Here is a 21,501-nt window from a genome sequence, read left to right as displayed (position 1 = left end):
AGTGTCGCCTGGTGAGATTAAGCAAACATTAAGAAGGCCGCAATGCGGCCTTTTTCTTCTCTGGCATTTGACTGGCGGGCGGCAAGAAGTGGAAAACAGACCTTTCATCCGAACGTCCGGGAGTACGCTCCTGCCCATCAGGAGGCCGCGATAAACAGCTCACGCAGTTGATGCAACTGGTCGCGAATTTGCGCCGCCTCTTCGAACTCGAGGTTCTGCGCGTGCTGCATCATCTGCCCTTCCAGCTCGTGAATTTTCTGCTGCAGCGCTTTTGGCGTCATATCCACCCCGCTGAGTCCCGCAGGTTCGGCGGCCTTCGATTTGCCGCGCCCTTTGGCTTTGGTCTTCGCCAGGCTCTGGCCCAGCTGCAGGATGTCCACCACTTTCTTGTTGAGCCCCTGTGGCACGATGCCATGCTCTTCGTTATAGCGCTGCTGTTTCTCCCGTCGACGCTCGGTCTCGCCAATGGCTTTGGCCATAGAGGGGGTGATTCTGTCGCCGTACAGGATGGCCTTACCGTTGATGTTACGCGCCGCGCGGCCGATGGTCTGGATAAGCGAGCGTTCGGAGCGCAGGAAGCCCTCTTTGTCGGCATCCAGGATCGCCACCAGCGACACCTCCGGCATATCCAGCCCCTCACGCAGCAGGTTGATCCCGACCAGCACGTCAAACTCGCCAAGGCGTAAGTCGCGGATAATCTCCATGCGTTCGACGGTGTCAATATCCGAGTGCAGATAGCGCACCCGCTCGCCATGCTCCTCAAGGTACTCGGTTAAATCTTCCGCCATCCGCTTGGTGAGGGTGGTCACCAGCACGCGCTCGTTGATGGCCGTGCGCAGACGGATCTCCGACAGCAGGTCATCGACCTGAGTGGCCACCGGTCGCACTTCGATGATCGGGTCAAGCAGACCAGTCGGCCGCACCACCTGATCCACCACATCGCCGCCGGATTTATCCAGCTCATAGGCTCCCGGGGTCGCCGACACGTAGATAGTTTGCGGGGCCAGCGCTTCGAATTCTTCAAACTTCATCGGTCGGTTATCCAGCGCTGACGGCAGGCGGAAGCCATATTCCACCAGCGTCTCTTTGCGCGCCCGGTCGCCCCGGTACATGCCGCCGATCTGCGGCACCGTGACGTGGGATTCGTCAATGACCAGCAGACCGTCTGCCGGCAGATAGTCAAACAGGGTGGGCGGCGGCTCGCCGGGCCCGCGACCGGAGAGGAAGCGCGAGTAGTTTTCAATGCCCGAGCAGTAGCCCAGTTCGTTCATCATTTCGAGGTCGAACTGGGTGCGCTGGGTTAAACGCTGCTCTTCCAGTAGCTTGTTGTTAGCCAGCAGTACTTTGCGACGATCCGCCAGTTCCAGCTTAATCTCTTCCATCGCCTGGACGATGCGTTCCCGCGGCGTCACGTAGTGGGTCTTGGGATAAATGGTATAGCGTGGAATGGACGATTCGACGTGGCCGGTGAGCGGATCAAACAGCGACAGGCGCTCGACCTCTTCATCAAACAGCTCAATGCGCAGCGCGATATCGTCGGATTCCGCCGGGAAGACGTCGATCACCTCGCCGCGAACGCGGAAGGTCCCGCGCTGGAAAGCCTGATCGTTGCGGGTATATTGCAGCTCGGCCAGACGGCGCAGGATAGCGCGCTGGTCAATCAGCATCCCGACCGTCAGGTGCAGCATCATCTTCAGGTACAGGTCCGGGTCGCCGAGGCCGTAGATCGCCGAGACTGACGCCACCACCACCACGTCGCGCCGCTCGAGCAGCGCTTTGGTCGCCGACAGGCGCATCTGCTCGATATGTTCGTTCACCGAGGCGTCCTTCTCAATGAAGGTATCTGAGCTGGGGACGTAGGCTTCCGGCTGGTAGTAATCGTAGTAGGAGACGAAATACTCGACGGCATTCTCCGGGAAAAACTCTTTCATCTCGCCGTAGAGCTGGGCCGCCAGCGTTTTGTTTGGCGCCAGCACCATCGTCGGCCGCTGCAGATCGGCAATCACGTTGGCGATGGTAAAGGTTTTACCGGAGCCGGTAACCCCCAGCAGCGTTTGATGCGCAAGCCCATCCTCCAGCCCCTCTTCCAGGCGGCGGATGGCTTCCGGTTGGTCTCCGGAGGGGCGAAAGGCAGAATGCAGAACAAACGATTTACTCATTGATCAAAACCTGAAGATGGATTTAGCGGCCGGTGTTTAATTCTACCCTCCGGGCCATTTTTTGCCAACAAATTATACTGGATATTTAAACAGTGCATCACTATGATTGCGTCAGTAAACGGCTTATTTTGCCGCCATGGTGCGCACAAAGTGCGCGCCGGGTGGGATAATCCTCCGGCCGGTAGGGTTATCCCCAAAAAATTTCACCTTTTAACATTTGTCAAGCAGACGGGTGAAAGTTTTATGGCAGTAGATGACGCTTTTCTTACACCCATTGATTTTATCTAACAAGCTGATATTTAATGACTTTAAAGAAAAGACGCCTTTCGCGCCAATTCAGCCGCAGGCCGCGTACGCTCTAGCTTACCGCAGGTTTTCTAACTCTAATACACAAGGTTATCCACAGGAATAGTGGATAACTGTCTGCAGCCCATGACCACCGCCGCCCGGCGCAAATCGACTTTTGCCGTCAACCGTGCGGCGAAAAATTTTTATCGAACTATTTTTGATAACTATCCGTTTAAAGCCGCTCGATTTTTGCTGCTTTTTGCACCACCCTTTAGCGTCGGGCACCGGAAAAGTGCAGCGCCCGCGCTGACTGTGCCCGATGGTGTCGGCGTTTCGCGTTTTTTTCCGAGCGTTCTTTTTCCTGGCAAGAGTTTTGCAGCATCTTTCTGTCGCCCTGACGCCAGGATAAGGAGAAAACGTCCATGTTGAATTTACAGGCAGTAAATCATTTTTACGGTAACCAGCACTCGCTGTGGAATGTCGATCTTGAACTACGCCCGGGAGAGTGCATTGGCGTACTGGGACGCGAGGGAATGGGAAAAACCACCCTGGTCAACTGCATTGCCGGCCATCTGCCGGTGGCCAGCGGTCGGATGACCTGGCATGACATTGGCGCCCCACCGTGCGATCTCACCCCCCTGTCCGCCCAGTCGCGCAGCGCTATCGGCATCGGCTACGTGCCGCAGGATAAACGCATCTTTTCCCAACTCAGCGTGGAAGAGAATCTGCATATTGCCCTGGCGGCCGGGAAACCCGGGGTCAGCGCCAGCGGCGGTGAAATTTATGAGCACTTTCCCGAACTCTATGCGCTACGGCAGCGCAAAGGCGCCTCGCTAAGCGCCGACGATCAGTACCAGCTGGCGCTAGCCAGGGCGCTGATCGTCCAGCCACGACTGCTGATCCTCGACGAACCCTCGCGCGGCACAGGGCCGCGCTGCCTGCAAAAGCTGGCGGAGCTGCTGCTGCGGTTAAATCGCGATATCGGCCTGACGGTGCTGCTCGCCGAGCAGCACTTGCCCTTTATCCGCCGGGTGGCGGATCGGTTCTGTGTATTACACCGAGGGCGTAATGTCGCCGAGGGCGATATTATGGCGCTGGATGAACCGCTGCTGGCGCAGTGGATGACGCCAGATCCAGCGCGCTGAGATCCAGATACTGGCCGAGATCGTCGCGCTGCGCGATATCGGCAAGCCACGGTATTTCGCCGAGGAATGGCGCGGCCAGCCGGTTTTTCAGCGTCGCCAGATACTCATTATGGCGTTTGCCCGGCGGCTGCACGTCATTGGCGATCCATCCCGCCAGCGGCAGCCCTGCCTGGCGTACCGCCTGGGCGGTGAGCATGGCATGGTTGATGCAGCCGAGCTTGACGCCCACCACCAAAATCACCGGCAGTTGCTCCTGCTGCGCCCAGTCAGCGAAGGTCAGCGTATCCGAGAGCGGCGTAAACCACCCTCCGGCCCCTTCAACCAACACCCAGTCGGCGAGACTTTCTAACTCGCGCAGCCCACCGGAAAGCGTCGCCGCGGCGATCGGCCGGCCTTCATCGGCGCTGATGATGTGCGGTGAGGTCGGCTCGGCGAAGGTATAGGGGTTCACCTGGTCGTAGCGCAGCGCGACCCGGCTATGGCGCTGCAGGGCCAGCGCGTCTTCATTACGTAGCCCAGCGGCAGTCAGCTCGCTGCCGGACGCCACCGGTTTATAGCCAGCGGTGTTAAAACCCAGCTGATTCGCCGCCTGCAGCAGCGCGCTGCTGGCAACCGTTTTTCCGACTTCAGTATCGGTTCCGGTGACAAAAAAACGTTTAGTCACGTTCAATGACTCCTGTAAAAAGATAATACGTCAGTGGGCAGACGCCCTGCTGTTGCGGCCAGGCCAGCTGCAGTTCGCGCAGTTTGCCGCGGCCAAGGGGGGCGGATGCCCTCCCCTGGTGCAAATGGGTAGCGCCGATGCCCTTCAGCGAGCGCATAGCGCTCAGCGCATCGGCGAACGGCAGGCGAATCTGATGAACGACGCCTTCGGCGCGTAGCCCGCTCATCGCCGCCCGCACCGCCGGTTCGCTGAGAAAACGGTTGGCATGTGGACGGTCGTCGATCGCCCGCCACGCCTGGTTAAGCTCCGGCAGCGAGTCGGCCAGCAGCGTGGTAAACGCCACCCGCCCGCCGGGCCGCACCACCCGGCACAGCTCGCCGATCGCCGCGCGCAGATCGTCGCACCACTGCACCGCCAGGTTGCTCCATGCCAGATCGACGCAGCCATCCGGCAGCGGCAGCGCTTCGATATCGCCCTGCAGATAATGCTGTGCGGCGTTGTGGCGCTGCGCCTCCGCCAGCATCCCGGCGGAGAGATCCAGCGCGGTCACCACGCTGCCCGCCTCACGCCAGTAGCGGCTCATGCTGCCGGGGCCGCAGCCGGCATCCAGCACCTGAGCAAAATCGCGGCGCGCCAGCTGGCGCAGCAGCAGATCGGCGCTGCGCCGTTGCAGTTCATCATGTTGCGTATAGCCGCTGGCCGCCCGGCCAAACGCCGCGGCCACCGCCTGCTTATTCACCGTGGCCATGCAGCGCCTCCAGTAAACGGTTAATGTCCTCAGCCTGATGGGCGGCGGTCAGGGTCAGGCGCAAACGAGCGCTGCCGACCGGCACCGTCGGTGGACGGATCGCCGTTGCCCAGCAGCCGGCCTCGCGCAGACGGCAGGCCAGGCTCAGCGCCCGGGCGTTATCCCCGACGATCAGCGGCTGGATCGCGCTGACGGAATCGGTCAGCCCCAGCGATACATCGCCCATCCCTGCGCGGAACTGACGGATGCGGGCGGCCAGGCTTTCACGCCTCTGCTGCCCCTCATCGCTGCGAATGATCCGCAGGGCAGTGCTCAGCGCCACCGCCTGGGCGGGCGGCATTGCGGTGCTGTAGATCAGATGACGGGCAAACTGCAGCAGATAATCGGCCATCGATTCGCTGCACAGTACCGCCGCGCCGCTCACCCCAAACGCCTTGCCAAAGGTGACCACCAGCAGATCGGGGCGTACGTTCTGCGCCGCGCAGCTCCCGCGACCTTCATCGCCGACGACCCCAACCCCGTGGGCATCATCCACCAGCAATAACGCCCCGGCGGTCTGCGCTGCGGCGTGAATGGCCGCCAGCGGCGCGCTGTCGCCGTCCATACTGAAAATGCCTTCAGTCACCACTAACTGCAGGCCGTCCAGCGGTTTCGCCAGCAGTTGCGCGAGCTGTTGCGGATCGTTGTGGGCGAAACGGCGCAACTGCGCCGGACTCAGGCTCGCCGCCTCCAGCAGGGAGGCGTGGCTCAGGCGGTCGGCGACAATCCGATCCTCTTTTTCCGCCAGCGCGGCAACCAGCGCCTGATTGGCGGCAAAGCCGGAGATAAACAGTAGCGCGCGCGGATAGCCCAGCCAGTCGGCGAGCTCCTCTTCCAGCGCGCGATGGGCTTCGCTATAGCCGCTCACGTGGCCCGAGCCGCCGGAGCCGACGCCATAACGTTCCGCCCCCTGCTGCCAGGCGGCGATAATGCCGGCATGCTGGCTCAGGCCCAGGTAATCATTGCTGGAGAAGTTGAGCCAGCGCTCCCCTTCGCGCTCCAGCCAGCGTCCGGCGCCGTGGTTTACCGGCAGGCGACGGCGAAACGCATCCGCCTGCCGCCGCTCGTCCAGCGCCCGCTCGATTCGTTGCTGCCAGGTCATAGCGCCGCCGCGTTGTAGTATTCCTCAGTGTCCGGGGTGAGTAAGGCCTGTTCCAGGCGCTGCTGCTGCTCATTGTCGCCTTCCAGTACCGCCGTCTGCTGCGGGTTGATCCCCAGCTTGCGGAACAGCTGCAGGTCTTTGTCCTCTTCCGGGTTCGGCGTGGTGAGCAGCTTGCAGCCGTAGAAAATCGAGTTCGCCCCGGCCATAAAGCACATCGCCTGGGTCTGCTCGTTCATCTGCTCGCGGCCGGCGGAGAGACGCACGTAGGAGGTAGGCATCATGATGCGCGCAATAGCGATAGTGCGGATGAAATCGAAGGCGTCGACATCGTCGTTATCCGCCAGCGGCGTGCCCTTGACCTTCACCAGCATGTTGATCGGCACGCTTTCCGGCGGCGTTGGCAGATTGGCCAACTGCAGCAGCAGCCCGGCGCGATCGTTTACGGTCTCTCCCAGCCCGACGATGCCGCCGGAGCACACTTTAATCCCGGCATCGCGCACTTTATCCAGCGTATCCAGACGCTCCTGATAGGTACGGGTGGTGATGATGTTGCCGTAAAATTCCGGCGAGGTGTCGAGGTTGTGGTTGTAGTAATCAAGACCTGCGCCGGCCAGACGTTGCGCCTGGCTGTCGGTGAGCGTACCGAGCGTCATGCACGACTCCAGTCCCAGCGCCTTCACGCCTTTCACCATCTGCTCCAGATAGGGCATATCGCGGTCATTGGGGTTCTTCCACGCCGCGCCCATGCAGAAGCGGGTCGAGCCGGCGTTTTTCGCCTGGCGTGCCGACTCCAGCACCTGCTCCACTTCCATCAGGCGCTCAGTTTCGAGGCCGGTTTTATAGCGCGCGCTCTGCGGACAATATTTACAATCCTCCGGGCAGGCGCCGGTCTTGATCGACAGCAGGGTACTGACCTGCACCTGGCGCGGGTCAAAATGCTGGCGATGGATTTGCTGCGCTTCAAATAACAGATCGATGAGTGGTTTATTAAATAATTCCGTTACTTGCGACATTGTCCAGCGTGCACGGTGAGCCATTGGTCTCTCCAAAGGGTTTTGTTAATTTACGGTTCGGTTTATACTTGTAAACCTAAATGTTTTCAAAATGGTTTACAAGTCGATTATGACACTGGACGATCTCGCCTTCGATCGGCGCCACATCTGGCACCCCTACACCTCTATGACTTCCCCCCTGCCGGTCTATCCGGTGGTTTCCGCCCACGGTTGCGAGCTGTCCCTCGCCGGCGGCGAACAGCTGGTTGACGGTATGTCCTCCTGGTGGGCGGTGATCCACGGCTACAATCACCCGCGCCTCAATGCGGCGATGAAAGCGCAGGTCGACAAAATGTCGCACGTGATGTTTGGCGGGATCACCCATCCGTCGGCAGTGGCGCTGTGCCGCCAGCTGGTGGCGATGACCCCGGAGTCGCTGGAGTGCGTTTTCCTCGCCGATTCCGGTTCGGTGGCGGTAGAGGTGGCGATGAAAATGGCGCTGCAGTACTGGCAGGCCAAAGGCCAACCGCGCCGTCGTTTTCTGACCTTCCGCAATGGCTATCACGGCGATACCTTTGGCGCGATGTCGGTCTGCGATCCGCAAAATTCAATGCACAGCCTGTGGCAGGGCTACCTGCCGGATAACCTGTTCGCCCCTGCGCCGCAAAGCCGCTTTGACGGCGAGTGGGATGAGCTGGATATGGTGCCGTTTGCCCGCCTGATGGCCGCGCATCGTCACGACATCGCCGCGGTGATCCTCGAACCCATCGTCCAGGGCGCGGGCGGCATGCGGATGTACCATCCGGAGTGGCTGAAGCGGGTGCGTAAAATGTGCGACCGGGAAGGGATTTTGCTGATCGCCGATGAGATTGCCACCGGCTTTGGCCGCACCGGCAAACTGTTCGCCTGCGAACACGCCGGTATCGCCGCCGATATTCTGTGTCTGGGTAAAGCGCTGACCGGCGGCACCATGACCCTTTCCGCCGCGCTGACCACCCGCGAGGTCGCGGAAACCATCAGCAATGGCGAAGCTGGCTGCTTTATGCACGGCCCCACCTTTATGGGCAATCCGCTGGCCTGCGCGGTAGCGAGCGAAAGCCTGCGCCTGCTGGAGAGCGGTGAATGGCAACAGCAGGTGGCGACGATTGAAGCCCAGCTGAAGGCCGAGCTGGCTCCGGCACGAGAGTCAGAATGGGTCGCCGACGTGCGCGTACTGGGCGCAATTGGCGTGATTGAAACCCGTCATCCGGTCAACATGGCCGCCCTGCAGCGCTTTTTCGTTGAACAAGGGGTGTGGATCCGCCCGTTTGGCCGCCTGATTTACCTGATGCCGCCGTATATCATCACGCCCGAGCAACTGACCCGCCTGACCCGTGCGGTCAACCTGGCCGTGCAGGACGAAACATTTTTTAGCGAATAAACAGCGGATTTGCGCCGCCGGGAAGGCTACACTTCTTTGTTAATCTGCACATTATCAATGAGGATGAAGCATGAAATTGATCAGTCACGATCTCCAGGACGGCGGTAAGCTGCCTAATCGTCACGTCTTCAACGGCATGGGCTATGATGGCGACAATATTTCGCCGCACCTGATGTGGGATGATGTGCCCGCGGGAACCAAAAGCTTTGTCGTCACCTGCTACGACCCGGATGCGCCGACCGGTTCCGGCTGGTGGCACTGGGTGGTAGCCAACCTGCCTGCCGATACGCGGGTGCTACCGCAGGGTGCCGGCTCCGGTCAGACGGAGCTACCGGAAGAGGCCGTTCAGACCCGCACCGATTTTGGTAAGGCAGGCTACGGCGGCGCGGCGCCGCCGAAGGGCGAAACCCACCGCTACATTTTTACCGTGCACGCGCTGGATATCGATAAGATTGATGTCGATGCCGAGGCCAGCGGCGCGATGGTCGGCTTTAATGTCCATTTCCATTCGCTCGCCAGCGCCTCGATCACCGCCCTGTTCAGTTAATTATCCCCCCGGATAGCGGCTTGCGCCTTATCCGGGCAACCCGCGGTACCGGTATATTGTCGGGTGGCGCTTCGCTTACCCGACCTACAATATCCTTAGACCTACGCAAGCGCAGCGCCGCCGGGCGATTGCCGCGGGCACGGAGCCGCTTTTATGCCGGGCGGCGGCTGACGCCTTGCCCGGCCTACGGTCCTACAATACTACGTTCCGTGCCATTTGTAGCCCCGGTAAGCATAGCGCCACCGGGGAGATTAACCTTACTGTTCAGTGGCCACCTGCAGCGCGGTTTTACGCACCCGCGCATACCACACCACCGTCAGCAGCCCCAACCAGACCAGCCCGGCTAACAGCGCTACGCGCGTCTCTTCCACCATTCCCAGCACGGCGATCACCAGCCCCATAAACAGCAGCGTCAACAGCGGGCCCACCGGCCAGAAAGGAATAGGAAATTCGATCTTACTGCGCTCTTCGGCTGACAAACCGCGACGCATCGAAAAATGAGACAGCAGGATCATCAGCCACACCCAGACGGTGGCAAACGCCGCCAGCGAGGCAATCAGCACAAAGACTTGCTCCGGCATCAGATAGTTAAGCACCACCGCCACCAGCAGCGCCACGCCCATCACCACCACGGTCATCCAGGGCACGCCGTTGCTGGCAATCCGCTGGAAGCACTTCGGCGCCAGCCCCTCTTTCGACATGCCGTACATCATACGTCCGGCGCCAAAAATATCGCTGTTAATCGCCGAGATACTGGCGCTAATCACGATGATATTCAGTACGGTGGCCGCCGCCGGGATCCCGAGGCCATCAAAGATCAGCACAAACGGGCTGCCCTGCTCGCCAAAACTATTCCACGGGAAGATCGCCATCAGCACCGCCAGGGTGCAGACGTAAAACAGAATAATACGCAGCGGAATAGTGTTGATAGCCTGCGGGATGACCTTCTTCGGATTCTGCGCTTCCGCCGCGGTGACGCCGATAATTTCCACGCCGCCGAACGCAAACATCACGATGCCAAGCGAGGCGATGATCCCCTGCCAGCCATTAGGCGCAAAACCGCCGTGGCTCCACAGATTTTCCAGCCCGGTGGCCGGGAAACTATGGCCAAAGCCAAAGAAGATGATGCCTGCCCCCGCCGCCATCATGGCGATAATCGCCACCACTTTAATCAGTGACAGCCAGAACTCCATCTCGCCGAACACTCGCACGCTGCAGAGGTTCATCGCACCAATAAAGAAGATAATGCTAAGGATCCAGATCCAGCGCGGCACATCGGGATACCACAACCCCATATAGATACCGAACGCGGTGACGTCGGCCAGCGCCACGATCACCATTTCAAAGGTGTAGGTCCAGCCGGTAATAAATCCGGCCAGCGGCCCGAGATACTGGCGCGCATAGCTGCCAAAGGAGCCGGAAACCGGATTGCGCACCGCCATTTCACCCAGCGCGCGCATGACCATAAAGACCGCCGCGCCGCCAATCAGGTAGGCCAGCAGTACCGCCGGACCCGCCGCTTTAATCGCGGAGGCCGAGCCATAGAACAGCCCGGTGCCGATAGCGGAACCAAGCGCGATAAAACGAATGTGTCGGGCATTCAGCCCGCGCAGCAGATGCGGTTTGTGTTGTTGTTGCATATACAGGTGTCCTGATTTTTTTATATGACGACAAATATGCGATGTAGGTCGGCCGGGGGAATGACTTCCCCCGACGCGGGTACAGAGAACAACGGTGATTAATGCAGTACGGCAGGCAGCAGACGCGTCAGGTGACGTGCAGCCAAAAGTGCAATGGCATTTTCAATATCAGGGGCGAAGAAACGATCCTGCGTATAGTGAGATACGCGTTCGCGCAGCAGATGGCGCGCCTCTTCCAGCAGCGGACTGGTGGTCAGCCCTTCGCGCATATCCAGGCCCTGCGCCGCGGCCAGCCACTCGACGGCCAGTACGCCGCGGGTGTTTTCCGCCATCGCCCACAGCCGACGGCCGGCAGCCGGCGCCATCGAAACGTGGTCTTCCTGGTTTGCGGACGTCGGAAGGCTGTCAACGCTATGCGGATGCGAGAGCGCTTTGTTTTCACTGGCCAGGGCTGCCGCCGTGACCTGAGCAATCATAAAGCCGGAGTTTACGCCACCATTTTTTACGAGGAACGGCGGCAGCTGCGACATATGGCTGTCCATCATCAGCGCGATGCGACGCTCGGAAAGCGAGCCGATTTCGGCGATCGCCAGCGCGATATTATCCGCCGCCATCGCTACCGGTTCGGCGTGGAAGTTGCCACCGGAGATCACATCATTCTCAGCCGCGAAGACCAGCGGGTTATCGGAAACCGCGTTCGCTTCGGCTAACAATACCTCAGCCGCCTGGCGGATCTGCGTCAGGCAGGCGCCCATCACCTGCGGCTGACAGCGCAGTGAGTACGGATCCTGTACCTTGGTGCAATTATGATGCGACCGCGAGATCGCACTGTCATCGGTCAACAGGTGGCGATACAGTGCCGCCGCATCAATCTGACCACGCTGGCCGCGCACCTCATGAATACGCGAATCGAACGGACGACGGGAACCCAGCGCCGCTTCGGTGGTTAATGCCCCGCACACCACTGCGGAGGCGAACAAATCTTCGGCTTCGAACAGACCGCGCAGCGCAAAAGCCGTCGACGCCTGGGTGCCGTTCAGCAGCGCCAGGCCTTCTTTCGCCGCCAGGGTAATCGGCTCCAGCCCCGCCTGACGCAGCGCGTCGGTCGCTGGCAGCCATTCGCCACCGCGAACCCGCGCTTTGCCTTCGCCAAGCAGCGTCAGCGACATATGCGCCAGCGGCGCGAGGTCGCCGGAGGCGCCGACAGAACCTTTCGCCGGGATCCACGGCGTCACGCCGGCATTCACCAGGCCAATCAGCGCCTGGATCACGCTCAGGCGGATCCCGGAGAAGCCGCGAGACAGGCTGTTAATCTTCAGCACCATAATCAGGCGCGCCAGGTCGTCGTCCAGCGGCTCGCCAACGCCCGCCGCATGGGACAGCACCAGTGAACGCTGCAGGTTCTCCAGATCGTCCGTCGAGATACGGGTCTGGGCCAGCAGGCCAAAACCGGTGTTAATACCGTAGGCGGTCCGCCCTTCGGCGAGGATGGCGTTGACGCAGGCCACGCTCTCATCAATGGCGGCAAACGCGCTGCTGTCGAGGGTAATGTTCAGCGGGTGGCTGTAAACCTCGCGGAGCTGCGACAGGCTCAGTTTCCCCGGAATGAGCGTTAACGATTTCATTTAGCGTTCCCCTGCGTTGCTGCCACCATCGGAAGATTCAGACCCTGTTCTGCTGCGCATTCAATAGCAATATCGTAACCCGCATCGGCATGACGCATCACACCGGTCGCCGGGTCGTTGCGCAGAACGCGAGCAATACGCGCCGCCGCTTCATCGGTACCGTCACAGACGATAACCATCCCGGAGTGCTGCGAGAAGCCCATGCCTACGCCGCCGCCGTGATGCAGCGACACCCAGGTCGCGCCGCTGGCGGTGTTAAGCAGCGCGTTCAGCAGCGGCCAGTCGGATACCGCATCTGAGCCGTCGCGCATGGCTTCGGTTTCGCGGTTCGGGCTGGCGACGGAGCCGGAGTCAAGGTGATCGCGGCCAATCACGATCGGCGCGGAAACTTCGCCGCGGCGCACCATTTCGTTAAACGCCAGTCCGAGCTTCTGACGCCACTCCAGACCTACCCAGCAGATACGCGCCGGCAGTCCCTGGAAGCTGATGCGCTCGCGCGCCATATCCAGCCAGTGGTGCAGGTGCTGATCATCTTGAATGATCTCTTTCACTTTCGCGTCGGTTTTGTAGATATCCTGCGGATCGCCGGACAGCGCTACCCAACGGAACGGGCCGATACCGCGGCAGAACAGCGGGCGGATATACGCCGGCACGAAGCCCGGGAAATCAAAGGCATTGCTGACACCCACTTCCTGCGCCATCTGGCGAATGTTGTTGCCGTAGTCGAAGGTCGGCACGCCCATCTCGTGGAAGGCCAGCATCGCCTGCACGTGGTCGGCCATTGAGCGTTTCGCCGCCAGCATGGTGCCCTGCGGATCGGATTCAGCTTTCTGCTGATACTCCTCCCAGCTCCAGCCTTTTGGCAGATAGCCATGCAGCGGGTCGTGGGCACTGGTCTGGTCGGTGACCATATCCGGGCGCACGCCGCGTTTCACCAGCTCTGGCACGATATCCGCAGCGTTGCCGCACAGGGCGATAGAGATGGCGCGGCCTTCGGCGGTGTATTTCTTGATGCGCGCCAGGGCGTCATCCAGAGAAGTAGCTTGTTCATCCACGTAGCGGGTACGCAGACGGAAATCGATGCGGCTCTGCTGACATTCGATGTTCAGCGAGCAGGCGCCCGCCAGCGTCGCAGCCAGCGGCTGCGCGCCACCCATGCCGCCCAGACCGGCGGTTAATACCCAACGGCCTTTCAGGCTGCCCTGATAGTGCTGGCGACCGGCTTCGACGAAGGTTTCGTAGGTGCCCTGCACAATGCCCTGGCTACCGATGTAGATCCAGCTGCCGGCAGTCATCTGGCCGTACATCGCCAGCCCTTTGGCATCCAGTTCGTTGAAGTGTTCCCAAGTGGCCCAGTGCGGGACCAGGTTGGAGTTAGCGATCAGCACGCGCGGCGAGTTTTCATGCGTTTTAAATACGCCGACCGGTTTACCGGACTGCACCAGCAGGGTCTCGTCGCTTTCCAGGTTTTTCAGCGCCTTCACGATAGCGTCATAGCATTCCCAGTTGCGCGCAGCGCGACCAATACCGCCATAGACCACCAGCTCATGCGGGTTTTCAGCGACATCGGGATCGAGGTTATTCATTAACATACGCAGCGGCGCTTCGGTCAACCAGCTCTTGGCGGTCAGCGTCGTGCCTCTCGGTGCACGGACGTCCAGCTGGCGATATTTGCTTTGCGACATCGGGGTTTCTCCTGACAATTAACGTTGTGTACGTAGATACATATACTTGTCTATACAACTCTGCGCAAGCCAGGATTTAACAGAAATGATACAATTTTGTTATATTGCGTCAGCAATCACGTTTTGCTGACGCGAGGAAGGATCAGGAGCTGAAATGGCCCTGCAGACGGTAGCGCGCGCCGGGGAACAGCAGGCGAGCGTGAGAGACAATATGCGTCTTCGACCAGGTGCGACGGCGAATGAGCAGGCAGGGATCGTGCGGCAGAATGCGCAGCAGCGCGCACTCCTCTGACGTCGCCTGCACCGCCTCGACAATATGTTCGCCTTCGGTTAATGGCGCGATCAGTGACAGATAATCATGCGGCGTGGTGGTGGTGTAATCTTGTAACAGATAATCCGGCACCACCGCAGCATTGACGCAGCGATCTTCAATTTGTACCGGAACCTCGTTTTCGAAATGCACCATCCGTGAATGAAAGATGCGCGTGCCTTCGGCGACGGTGAGCGCCTCCGCCTGAATGAGATCGGCTTCGGTCTCCTCCAGTAGCAGCACTTCACAGCGGTGCTGATGGCGACGAGAGACGATCTCATCGGCAATGCTGCGCACTTCAAACAGCGCCGACTGCCCTTTCGGCTCGGCGACGAAGGTACCGACCCCCTGCAGCCTGACCAGCAGGCCTTCATCCGTCAGCTCGCGCAGTGCGCGGTTGATGGTCATCCGGCTGAAGCCGAACTGGGCAACCAGTTCAGCTTCCGAGGGAATTCGGTCGTGCGGACGCCACTCGCCGCGGTAGATTTTTTCGCTGATCGCCTGCTTCACCTTTTCATAGAAAGGCGCGGGCGCGGAACGAGGTTGTTGTGCAAACATGGCCTGGCTTTCCTTATGCGTAATAAGCGGAGCGGCGAAACGAAAATAATAGCGCGGATCGCTAGCGCCACCAATGGGCGATTTGCCATGCCAGACGGGCCGCCGCGCGGGCGCCCTGTCCGTCGATGTCAAATTGCGGATTAAACTCGACCAAATCTACCGCCTGCAGCTTACCGCTGCGGCACAACGGCTCAACGATGCGCAGCAGGATCGCCAGCGGCACGCCCAGCGCCGCCGGGGCCGACACCGCCGGCATTTCGCGCGCCGGCAGCACGTCGAGATCGATGGTCAGATACAGACGATCGTACTGCGCGATATTACGCTCCAGCTCCGGCAACACGTGAGTGTCGAAGGCCGACAGCACCGCCAGATCCTCAACGATAGCCACCTGGCGGCGCGCCGCTTCATCCCATAGCGCCTGAGTGTTGGCCGCCCGGCTGACGCCGATGCAGGTATAGTGAAAACCGCGCTGCTGCGCGTCACACTCCAGCGCCAGCTGGCGGAACGGCGTCCCGGAGCTGGCGCATTCGGCAAAGCGTAAATCCAGATGCGCATCGAGATTAATAATGCCCACTTTTTCGCCCGGGAAGGCATCCAGTACCCCAGCGCCGTGGCCGAAGGCCGTCTCGTGGCCGCCGCCCAGGACCAGCGTACGTTTACCGGCACGCTGGCAGGCGGCTACCGCCTCGCGCAGCGCCTGATGCGCGGCTTCTAACTGCTCGCCGTCGACGCCGATGGTGCCCATATCCACGCAGCGGTCGTGGCCCTGATGGCTGGCCATATTGGCCAGCGCCCGGCGCAGCGTGTCCGGGCCAAGCGCGGCACCGGTACGCCCTTTGTTACGCCGGACCCCTTCGTCACAGGCGAAGCCGAGCAGCGCGATATCGCCGGGCATCGCCTGCGGCGCGAAGCGTTCCGCGCGGGCGATAGTCTGGAACAGGCGCAGCGCATTAGGCGCCTCCGCGCTATCATCACGCCCCTGCCAGAGACTGGCGGGCGTGGCTTGCCATAGCATCATTGCAGTTCTCCTCGCACCACGCGCTGCCAGAGCGGCGCGCGCCCCGGCTCATACACCATCTCGACCGGATGCTCGGCATCCCAGATGGCAAAGTTAGCCACAAAGCCCGCCGCCAGCTGACCGTGGCTGTCCTGCCGCCCCAGCGCCCGCGCGGCATGGCGCGTTACCCCGGCCCACGCCTCTTCCGGGGTTAAACCAAACTTGACGCAGGCCATGTTCATCGCCAGATGCAGGCTGGCGAAGGGGCTGGTGCCGGGGTTGAAATCGGTCGCCACCGCCATCGGCACCTGGTACTTGCGCAGCAGTTCCACCGGCGGTTTGCGGGTTTCATTGAGGAAGTAGAACGCACCGGGCAGCAGAGCCGCCACGGTGCCGCTTTCACGCATCGCCGCCACGCCCTCTTCCGTCAGATATTCGATATGGTCGGCGGACAGTCCGTGATAGCGGCTCACCAGCTGCGCGCCGCCCAGCGACGAGAGCTGCTCAACGTGGCCTTTTACCGGAATGCCCAGCGCCTGCGCCGCCTGAAAGACGCGCTCGGTTTGCTGCGGGCTGAAGCCAACGTTTTCACAGAAGACGTCAACGCTTTCAAACAGCCCCTCCTGCCACAGCGTCGGCAATAGGGTCTCGCAGACCAGTGAGATATAGCCATCGGCGTCGCCTTGATATTCCGGCGGCGTGGCGTGGGCGGAGAGCAGCGTCGCCGACAGTTCCACGCCATTGTCGTCGGCCAGCTGGTGGGCGACCCGCAGCATTTTGCGTTCGTTTTGCAGATCGAGACCGTAGCCGGATTTGATCTCCAGGGTCGTCACCCCTTCACGCAGCAGACGCGCCAGACGCGGCTGCGCCAGTGCCAGTAGTTCAGCTTCGCTGCTGTCGCGCGTGGCGCGCACGGTGGAATTAATCCCACCGCCGTTGGCGCTGATGGTTTGATAGGAGACGCCGTTCAGCCGCTGCTCCCATTCCTGCGCCCGGCTGCCGCCAAAGATCAGGTGGGTATGGCAGTCGATTAAACCCGGCGTAACCAGCCGGCCTTCGAGATCGATACTGCGCCCGCCGGGGGCGTCAGCGTCGGCGACAATTGCCTCAATGCGGCCATTGCGCACCAGCAGCGCATGGCGCTCCAGCAAACCGTAGGGTTGAGAGTAATCAGGGTTCAGGGTGGCGAGACGCGCGTTTCGCCAGACAACGAGTTCGGGGGTGGCTTCAGTCATAGCGCTCAACTTGTCATGGGTTGTATAGACATTTATTTTCATAACGCCGGTAAAGTCAACAATAGCGCAGGGAAATGTTATTTTTTTGTGACTAAAGACCATCCGGCAGGGCTGCGCGTTGCGTAAAGACGGTAAGTTTTTCCGTCCACGTCTTCCCGTTTCGTTCAAGTTAGTATAAAACAGCAGGTTTTAAAGGACTTATACCCTGGCGTCTCAGCCGGGGTATTTCACTACGCTTAATTTTGCCCGGAGCAACATGAACACATATTCCGTTTCCCGTCTGGCGCTGGCGCTGGCCTTCGGCGTGACGCTGTCCGCCTGTAGCTCGACGCCTGCCGATCAACAGCCCTCTACGCAGACTGCACCGGGCACCACCGCGCGTCCCATTCTGAACGCCGATGAAGCGAAAAACTTCACCCCGGCGGCCTATTTCCAGTCGCTGACCCCCAATGCCGCGGCCTGGACGCCGTCCGCCATCAGCCTGCCGGCGCAGCCTGACTTTATCGTTGGCCCGGCGGGAACCCAGGGCGTGACCCATACCACCGTCCAGGCGGCGGTCGATGCGGCGATTGCCCGTCACTCAAATCGCCGTCTGTTTATTGCCATCATGCCTGGCGAGTACCCGGGAACGGTTTACGTACCGGCGGCGCCTGGCGCCCTGACCCTGTATGGTACCGGTGATAAACCGATTGACGTGAAAATCAGCGAAGCCATTGATTCTGAAATGGATCGCAACACCTGGCGCCGTCTGGTCAATCCGGGCGGTAAATATATGCCGGGCAAACCGGCATGGTATATGTTCGACAGCTGCCAGAATAAATCCGCGGCCACCGTCGGCGTGATGTGCTCCGCGGTCTTCTGGTCGCAGAATAACGGCCTGCAGCTGCAGAACCTGACCATCGCCAACAACCTTGGCGACAGCGTCGACGCCGGGACTCACCAGGCCGTCGCCCTGCGCACCGATGGCGATCAGGTGCAGATCAACAAGGTCAATATTCTTGGCCGTCAGAATACCTTCTTTGTGACCAACAGCGGCGTGCAGAACCGTCTGCAGGATAACCGCCAGACCCGCACCCTGGTGACCAACAGCTACATTGAAGGCGATGTGGATATCGTGTCCGGTCGCGGCGCGGTGGTATTTGATAACACCGATTTCCGCGTGGTGAACTCGCGTACTCAGAAAGAAGCCTATGTTTTCGCGCCGGCTACCCTGAAGAGCGTGACCTACGGCTTCCTGGCGACCAACAGCCGCTTCACCGCGTCCGGCGATAACGTCGCGCAGCTGGGCCGCGCGCTGGACGTTGACGGTAACAGCAACGGCCAGGTCGTGATCCGCGACAGCGTGATCAATGAAGGCTTTAACATCGCCCAGCCGTGGGCGGCAGCGGTCGGTTCAAACCGTGCCTTTAGCGGTAACGTTGGCGCAGTAGATGCCAAAGGTAATCTGCAGCGCAACCTCAACGACAATAGCGTTAATCGCATGTGGGAATATAACAACCGCGGCGTGGGAAGCACTGTGGTCGCCGAGCCGAAACAGTAACGCGCAATAACCGAAAACCATCATAAAAGAGGGGGCGATGCCCCCTCTTCTCTTTTGCATGTTCTCTTTTGCGTACTGCACGTCACGCCATCAGGCGGTTCGCCATTTGCGGGTCAGCGGTTTTTCCAGTTCAACGATCAGGAACATCGCGAAGCCGATGATGAAGGTGATCACCCAGTAGCGGAACGGCAGCCCGGTGGTACCGAACAGCATCTGCATAAACGGCGCATAGATAATCAGCAGCTGCAGCACCAGCAGCACGCCGCTGACAATCCAGATCCCTTTGTTGGCCAGCAGACTTTTCGTCAACGAGAAACCATCCGACACGCGGCAGTTCAGCATATAGAACCACTGGGCGGTGACCAGGGTCTGCAACAGCACGGTACGGATAAACTCCGGCGAATAGCCGCGCGGCTGCAGCCAGGCTTCGAGAATAAATGCGCTGACCGCAATCATCGATCCCACAAACGCCACGCGCCAGATGGCAAAGCCGTCCATGACGTGAATTTTCGGATCACGCGGCGGCCGCCGCATAATATTTTTCTCACCGGCTTCAAACGCCAGACCAAACGACAACGTGGCGGAGGTGGCCATGTTCATCCACAGGATCAGCACCGGCGTCAGCGGCAGTACGTTGCCCGCCAGCAGCGCGATCACGATCAGTAACCCCTGCGCAAGGTTGGTCGGCATGACGAAGAGAATGGTTTTCTTCAGGTTGTCATACACCCGACGCCCCTCGCGGACCGCGCTGGCGATAGTGGCGAAGTTATCATCGGTCAGCACCATATCGGCGGCTTCCTTGGTCACCTCGGTCCCCTTGATCCCCATCGCCACGCCGACGTCAGCCTGCTTCAGCGCCGGGGCATCGTTCACCCCGTCGCCGGTCATCCCGACAATCTCTTTCTTGCTCTGCAGGGCCTGCACCAGACGGAACTTATCTTCCGGGCTGGTTCGGGCGAAGATATCAAACTGCTGCGCGGCCACGCTCAACTGCGCGTCGTCCATCACCTCCAGCTCACGCCCGGTAATGGCATTCCCCGCATTGCCAATCCCCAGCATCTTGCCGATACTCATTGCCGTTTGCGGGTGGTCGCCGGTGATCATCTTCACGCGGATCCCGGCCTGCAGGCAGTCGGCAATCGCCGTGATGGCCTCCGGACGCGGCGGATCCATCATCCCGGCAACCCCTAACAAAATTACCCCCTGCTGCAGATCCTGATGGGTCAGCTCCGTCTGGCCTGCAGAAGCCGGCTTCCAGGCCGCGGCCACCATCCGTAGCCCTTCCCGCGCGTACTCTTCAATTTTGGCTTCCCAGTACGGCAGATCCAGCGGCTGTAATCCGCTGTCGCTCTGCTGATATTGACACAGGCGGAACAGAACATCCGGCGCGCCAGTGACCAGTACCACCTCCTCTTCACCCAGCCGGTAGAGGGTCGACATGTATTTATATTGCGAATCAAATGGAATTTTACTGCGCAGCTCGCTGGTCAGCGGCGGCAGAGTGACCTTGGCCGCCAGTACCTTCAGCGCCCCCTCGGTCGGGCCACCGGTGATTTTCCACAGCCCGCTCTCATCTTTAATAAGCTGGCTGTCGTTACACAGATCGATGGTACGCAGATAGCGCTCGAACAGCGTGCCAGGTGCAACCGCGACCGGCGTCGGGTCATCAATGGCGTGGATCTTACCGACCGGCTCGTAGCTATCCCCTTCCACCCGATAGACGCTGTCCGCGGTGATCACCGCCTTCACCGTCATTTCGTTCATGGTGAGGGTCCCGGTTTTATCCGAACAGATAACCGTCATCGCGCCGAGGGTTTCCACCGTCGGCAGCTTGCGGATAATCGCTTTCTGGCGCGCCATCGCCTGCACACCGAGCGACAGAATAATCGAGATAATCGCCGGCAAGCCTTCCGGGACTGACGCCACCGCGAGGCTAATCAGCGACAGCATCAGTTCGGAGACCGGCATATCGCGGAACAGCAGGCTAAAGACGAACAGCGCCGCCATCATCACCAGAATGAGGATAAAGATGGCTTTGCCCAGCTTGTCCATTTGCACCAGCAGCGGCGTGCGGTGTTTCTCAATGCCCGCCATCATCTGGTTGATGTGACCCAGCTCGGTATCGCCGCCGGTGGCCACAACAATCCCTTTGCCCGCCCCTGAACTGACGGTGGTCCCGGAAAACAACAGGTTGCTGCGATCGCCGAGCGGTAAATCACCGCTCAGCGGCTCAGTGGTTTTTTCCACCACCGTCGACTCCCCGGTGAGGATCGCCTCTTCCACCCGCAGGTTGTGCGCCTCAATCACGCGTAAATCGGCGGGGATACGGTCGCCCGCGCGGATCACCACAATATCGCCGGGTACCAGCGAGGTGGTGGGGATGGTTTCATGGTTACCCTGACGGATCACCACCGCTTCGCTGGACAGCATATTGCGGATACTCTGCAGCGATTTTTCCGCATTACTCTCCTGAATGAAGCCGATCAGCGCATTGACGACCGCCACAGCGAGGATCACCGCCATGTCGATCCAGTGGCCCATCACCGCCTTCAGCAGCGCTGCCGCCAGCAGCACGTAGATCAGCACATCGTTAAAATGCACGATGAAACGCAGCCAGGCTGGCTTACCCGGCTTCTGCGGCAGGGCGTTTTCGCCATACTGCTGCAGGCGTGTGGCCGCTTCTGTCCCGCTAATACCCTCCGGCGTACTTTGCACGCTGGCGAGCGTCTCCTCGACGGAGCGCTGATAGAAGGGCGCCCCCGGTTTATCTGTATTCATACTCTCTCCCTCGATTTCTGAAGCGGAAG

16 protein-coding genes and 1 pseudogene are annotated in these 21,501 nt (G+C 60.4%); 5 read left to right on the top strand and 12 right to left on the bottom strand.

Annotated features, from left to right (window positions below):
* Positions 1-137 precede the first annotated feature (137 nt).
* On the bottom strand, positions 138-2,159 hold the full coding sequence (gene uvrB / locus CWM53_RS15815) for an excinuclease ABC subunit UvrB (protein WP_100631689.1): 2,022 nt from the start codon (positions 2,157-2,159) through the stop codon (positions 138-140).
* Positions 2,160-2,570: 411 nt separating this feature from the next.
* Between uvrB and CWM53_RS15810 the strand changes: the two are divergent.
* Both CWM53_RS15810 and CWM53_RS15805 read left to right on the top strand, forming a co-directional pair.
* Positions 2,571-2,780, top strand: a pseudogene (locus CWM53_RS15810) (hypothetical protein); the annotation flags it as partial.
* A gap of 89 nt (positions 2,781-2,869) precedes the next feature.
* Complete coding sequence (locus CWM53_RS15805; RefSeq protein ID WP_074386490.1) at positions 2,870-3,592, top strand: ABC transporter ATP-binding protein; 723 nt, start codon at positions 2,870-2,872, stop codon at positions 3,590-3,592.
* Here the strand turns inward: CWM53_RS15805 and bioD are convergent.
* From bioD to bioB, 4 genes are read right to left on the bottom strand one after another with little or no spacing between them, the layout of a single operon-like run.
* Positions 3,534-4,256 (bottom strand): dethiobiotin synthase, encoded by a 723-nt coding sequence (gene bioD / locus CWM53_RS15800; RefSeq protein WP_100729815.1) that lies wholly within the window; start codon positions 4,254-4,256, stop codon positions 3,534-3,536. The genes CWM53_RS15805 and bioD overlap by 59 nt on opposite strands.
* Positions 4,249-5,004 carry a malonyl-ACP O-methyltransferase BioC gene (bioC, locus tag CWM53_RS15795; RefSeq protein WP_100729816.1) on the bottom strand — a complete coding sequence of 252 codons (756 nt, stop codon included), beginning with the start codon at positions 5,002-5,004 and terminating at the stop codon, positions 4,249-4,251. Before bioC ends, bioD begins: the two co-directional genes overlap by 8 nt.
* Entirely contained in the window at positions 4,988-6,145 is a 1,158-nt protein-coding gene (bioF, locus tag CWM53_RS15790; protein WP_074386493.1) for an 8-amino-7-oxononanoate synthase, read from the bottom strand. The genes bioC and bioF overlap by 17 nt, the downstream gene beginning before the upstream one ends.
* The gene (bioB, locus tag CWM53_RS15785) at positions 6,142-7,182 is read right to left on the bottom strand and encodes a biotin synthase BioB (RefSeq protein WP_061155277.1); all 1,041 of its coding nucleotides are present in this window, start codon (positions 7,180-7,182) and stop codon (positions 6,142-6,144) included. The genes bioF and bioB overlap by 4 nt, the downstream gene beginning before the upstream one ends.
* A gap of 85 nt (positions 7,183-7,267) precedes the next feature.
* On the opposite strand from bioB, the gene bioA reads away from it, so the two are divergent.
* A complete protein-coding gene (bioA, locus tag CWM53_RS15780) occupies positions 7,268-8,557 on the top strand; it encodes an adenosylmethionine--8-amino-7-oxononanoate transaminase (RefSeq protein ID WP_074386617.1) in 1,290 nt (429 codons plus the stop codon).
* Between the two features lie 70 nt (positions 8,558-8,627).
* Positions 8,628-9,104 (top strand): kinase inhibitor, encoded by a 477-nt coding sequence (locus CWM53_RS15775; RefSeq protein WP_074386494.1) that lies wholly within the window; start codon positions 8,628-8,630, stop codon positions 9,102-9,104.
* A 257-nt stretch (positions 9,105-9,361) separates the two neighbouring features.
* Here the strand turns inward: CWM53_RS15775 and CWM53_RS15770 are convergent, their stop codons facing one another.
* The 6 genes from CWM53_RS15770 to hutI form a co-directional block, all read right to left on the bottom strand.
* Positions 9,362-10,744, bottom strand: coding sequence for an amino acid permease (locus CWM53_RS15770; protein WP_074386495.1), 1,383 nt, complete (start codon positions 10,742-10,744; stop codon positions 9,362-9,364).
* 98 nt (positions 10,745-10,842) lie between these two features.
* Positions 10,843-12,369 carry a histidine ammonia-lyase gene (gene hutH, locus CWM53_RS15765; protein WP_074386496.1) on the bottom strand — a complete coding sequence of 509 codons (1,527 nt, stop codon included), beginning with the start codon at positions 12,367-12,369 and terminating at the stop codon, positions 10,843-10,845.
* The gene (gene hutU / locus CWM53_RS32000) at positions 12,366-14,054 is read right to left on the bottom strand and encodes a urocanate hydratase (RefSeq protein ID WP_061155279.1); all 1,689 of its coding nucleotides are present in this window, start codon (positions 14,052-14,054) and stop codon (positions 12,366-12,368) included. Before hutU ends, hutH begins: the two co-directional genes overlap by 4 nt.
* Positions 14,055-14,196: 142 nt before the next feature.
* Positions 14,197-14,922, bottom strand: coding sequence for a histidine utilization repressor (locus tag CWM53_RS15755; RefSeq protein ID WP_008805728.1), 726 nt, complete (start codon positions 14,920-14,922; stop codon positions 14,197-14,199).
* Between the two features lie 61 nt (positions 14,923-14,983).
* The gene (hutG, locus tag CWM53_RS15750) at positions 14,984-15,940 is read right to left on the bottom strand and encodes a formimidoylglutamase (protein WP_074386497.1); all 957 of its coding nucleotides are present in this window, start codon (positions 15,938-15,940) and stop codon (positions 14,984-14,986) included.
* The gene (gene hutI / locus CWM53_RS15745) at positions 15,937-17,256 is read right to left on the bottom strand and encodes an imidazolonepropionase (protein ID WP_165784229.1); all 1,320 of its coding nucleotides are present in this window, start codon (positions 17,254-17,256) and stop codon (positions 15,937-15,939) included. Before hutI ends, hutG begins: the two co-directional genes overlap by 4 nt.
* 154 nt (positions 17,257-17,410) lie before the next feature.
* On the opposite strand from hutI, the gene CWM53_RS15740 reads away from it, so the two are divergent.
* Positions 17,411-18,694 (top strand): putative acyl-CoA thioester hydrolase, encoded by a 1,284-nt coding sequence (locus tag CWM53_RS15740; protein WP_008805725.1) that lies wholly within the window; start codon positions 17,411-17,413, stop codon positions 18,692-18,694.
* A gap of 90 nt (positions 18,695-18,784) precedes the next feature.
* On the opposite strand, the gene CWM53_RS15735 is transcribed toward CWM53_RS15740, so the two are convergent.
* Entirely contained in the window at positions 18,785-21,472 is a 2,688-nt protein-coding gene (locus CWM53_RS15735; protein ID WP_061155283.1) for a cation-transporting P-type ATPase, read from the bottom strand.
* Positions 21,473-21,501: the final 29 nt, after the last annotated feature.

It is taken from the genome of Klebsiella sp. A-Nf5, from assembly GCF_002810545.1.
In the GTDB taxonomy this organism is placed as follows: Bacteria; Pseudomonadota; Gammaproteobacteria; order Enterobacterales; family Enterobacteriaceae; genus Klebsiella; species Klebsiella variicola.
The sequence above is the reverse complement of the archived record's forward strand: the minus strand, read 5'-3'. Positions and strand labels throughout refer to the sequence as shown.

What these genes read in the sequence shown, in the direction of transcription:
- CWM53_RS15755 (WP_008805728.1), bottom strand. Translation starts at nt 14,922, where the DNA reads ATGTTTGCACAACAACCTCGTTCCGCGCCCGCGCCTTTCTATGAAAAG.
- hutI (WP_165784229.1), bottom strand. Translation starts at nt 17,256, where the DNA reads ATGGTCTTTAGTCACAAAAAAATAACATTTCCCTGCGCTATTGTTGAC.
- CWM53_RS15735 (WP_061155283.1), bottom strand. Translation starts at nt 21,472, where the DNA reads ATGAATACAGATAAACCGGGGGCGCCCTTCTATCAGCGCTCCGTCGAG.
- bioA (WP_074386617.1), top strand. Translation starts at nt 7,268, where the DNA reads ATGACACTGGACGATCTCGCCTTCGATCGGCGCCACATCTGGCACCCC.
- CWM53_RS15805 (WP_074386490.1), top strand. Translation starts at nt 2,870, where the DNA reads ATGTTGAATTTACAGGCAGTAAATCATTTTTACGGTAACCAGCACTCG.
- CWM53_RS15770 (WP_074386495.1), bottom strand. Translation starts at nt 10,744, where the DNA reads ATGCAACAACAACACAAACCGCATCTGCTGCGCGGGCTGAATGCCCGA.
- hutU (WP_061155279.1), bottom strand. Translation starts at nt 14,054, where the DNA reads ATGTCGCAAAGCAAATATCGCCAGCTGGACGTCCGTGCACCGAGAGGC.
- bioB (WP_061155277.1), bottom strand. Translation starts at nt 7,182, where the DNA reads ATGGCTCACCGTGCACGCTGGACAATGTCGCAAGTAACGGAATTATTT.
- hutH (WP_074386496.1), bottom strand. Translation starts at nt 12,369, where the DNA reads ATGAAATCGTTAACGCTCATTCCGGGGAAACTGAGCCTGTCGCAGCTC.
- hutG (WP_074386497.1), bottom strand. Translation starts at nt 15,940, where the DNA reads ATGATGCTATGGCAAGCCACGCCCGCCAGTCTCTGGCAGGGGCGTGAT.
- bioC (WP_100729816.1), bottom strand. Translation starts at nt 5,004, where the DNA reads ATGGCCACGGTGAATAAGCAGGCGGTGGCCGCGGCGTTTGGCCGGGCG.
- CWM53_RS15775 (WP_074386494.1), top strand. Translation starts at nt 8,628, where the DNA reads ATGAAATTGATCAGTCACGATCTCCAGGACGGCGGTAAGCTGCCTAAT.
- CWM53_RS15740 (WP_008805725.1), top strand. Translation starts at nt 17,411, where the DNA reads ATGAACACATATTCCGTTTCCCGTCTGGCGCTGGCGCTGGCCTTCGGC.
- uvrB (WP_100631689.1), bottom strand. Translation starts at nt 2,159, where the DNA reads ATGAGTAAATCGTTTGTTCTGCATTCTGCCTTTCGCCCCTCCGGAGAC.
- bioF (WP_074386493.1), bottom strand. Translation starts at nt 6,145, where the DNA reads ATGACCTGGCAGCAACGAATCGAGCGGGCGCTGGACGAGCGGCGGCAG.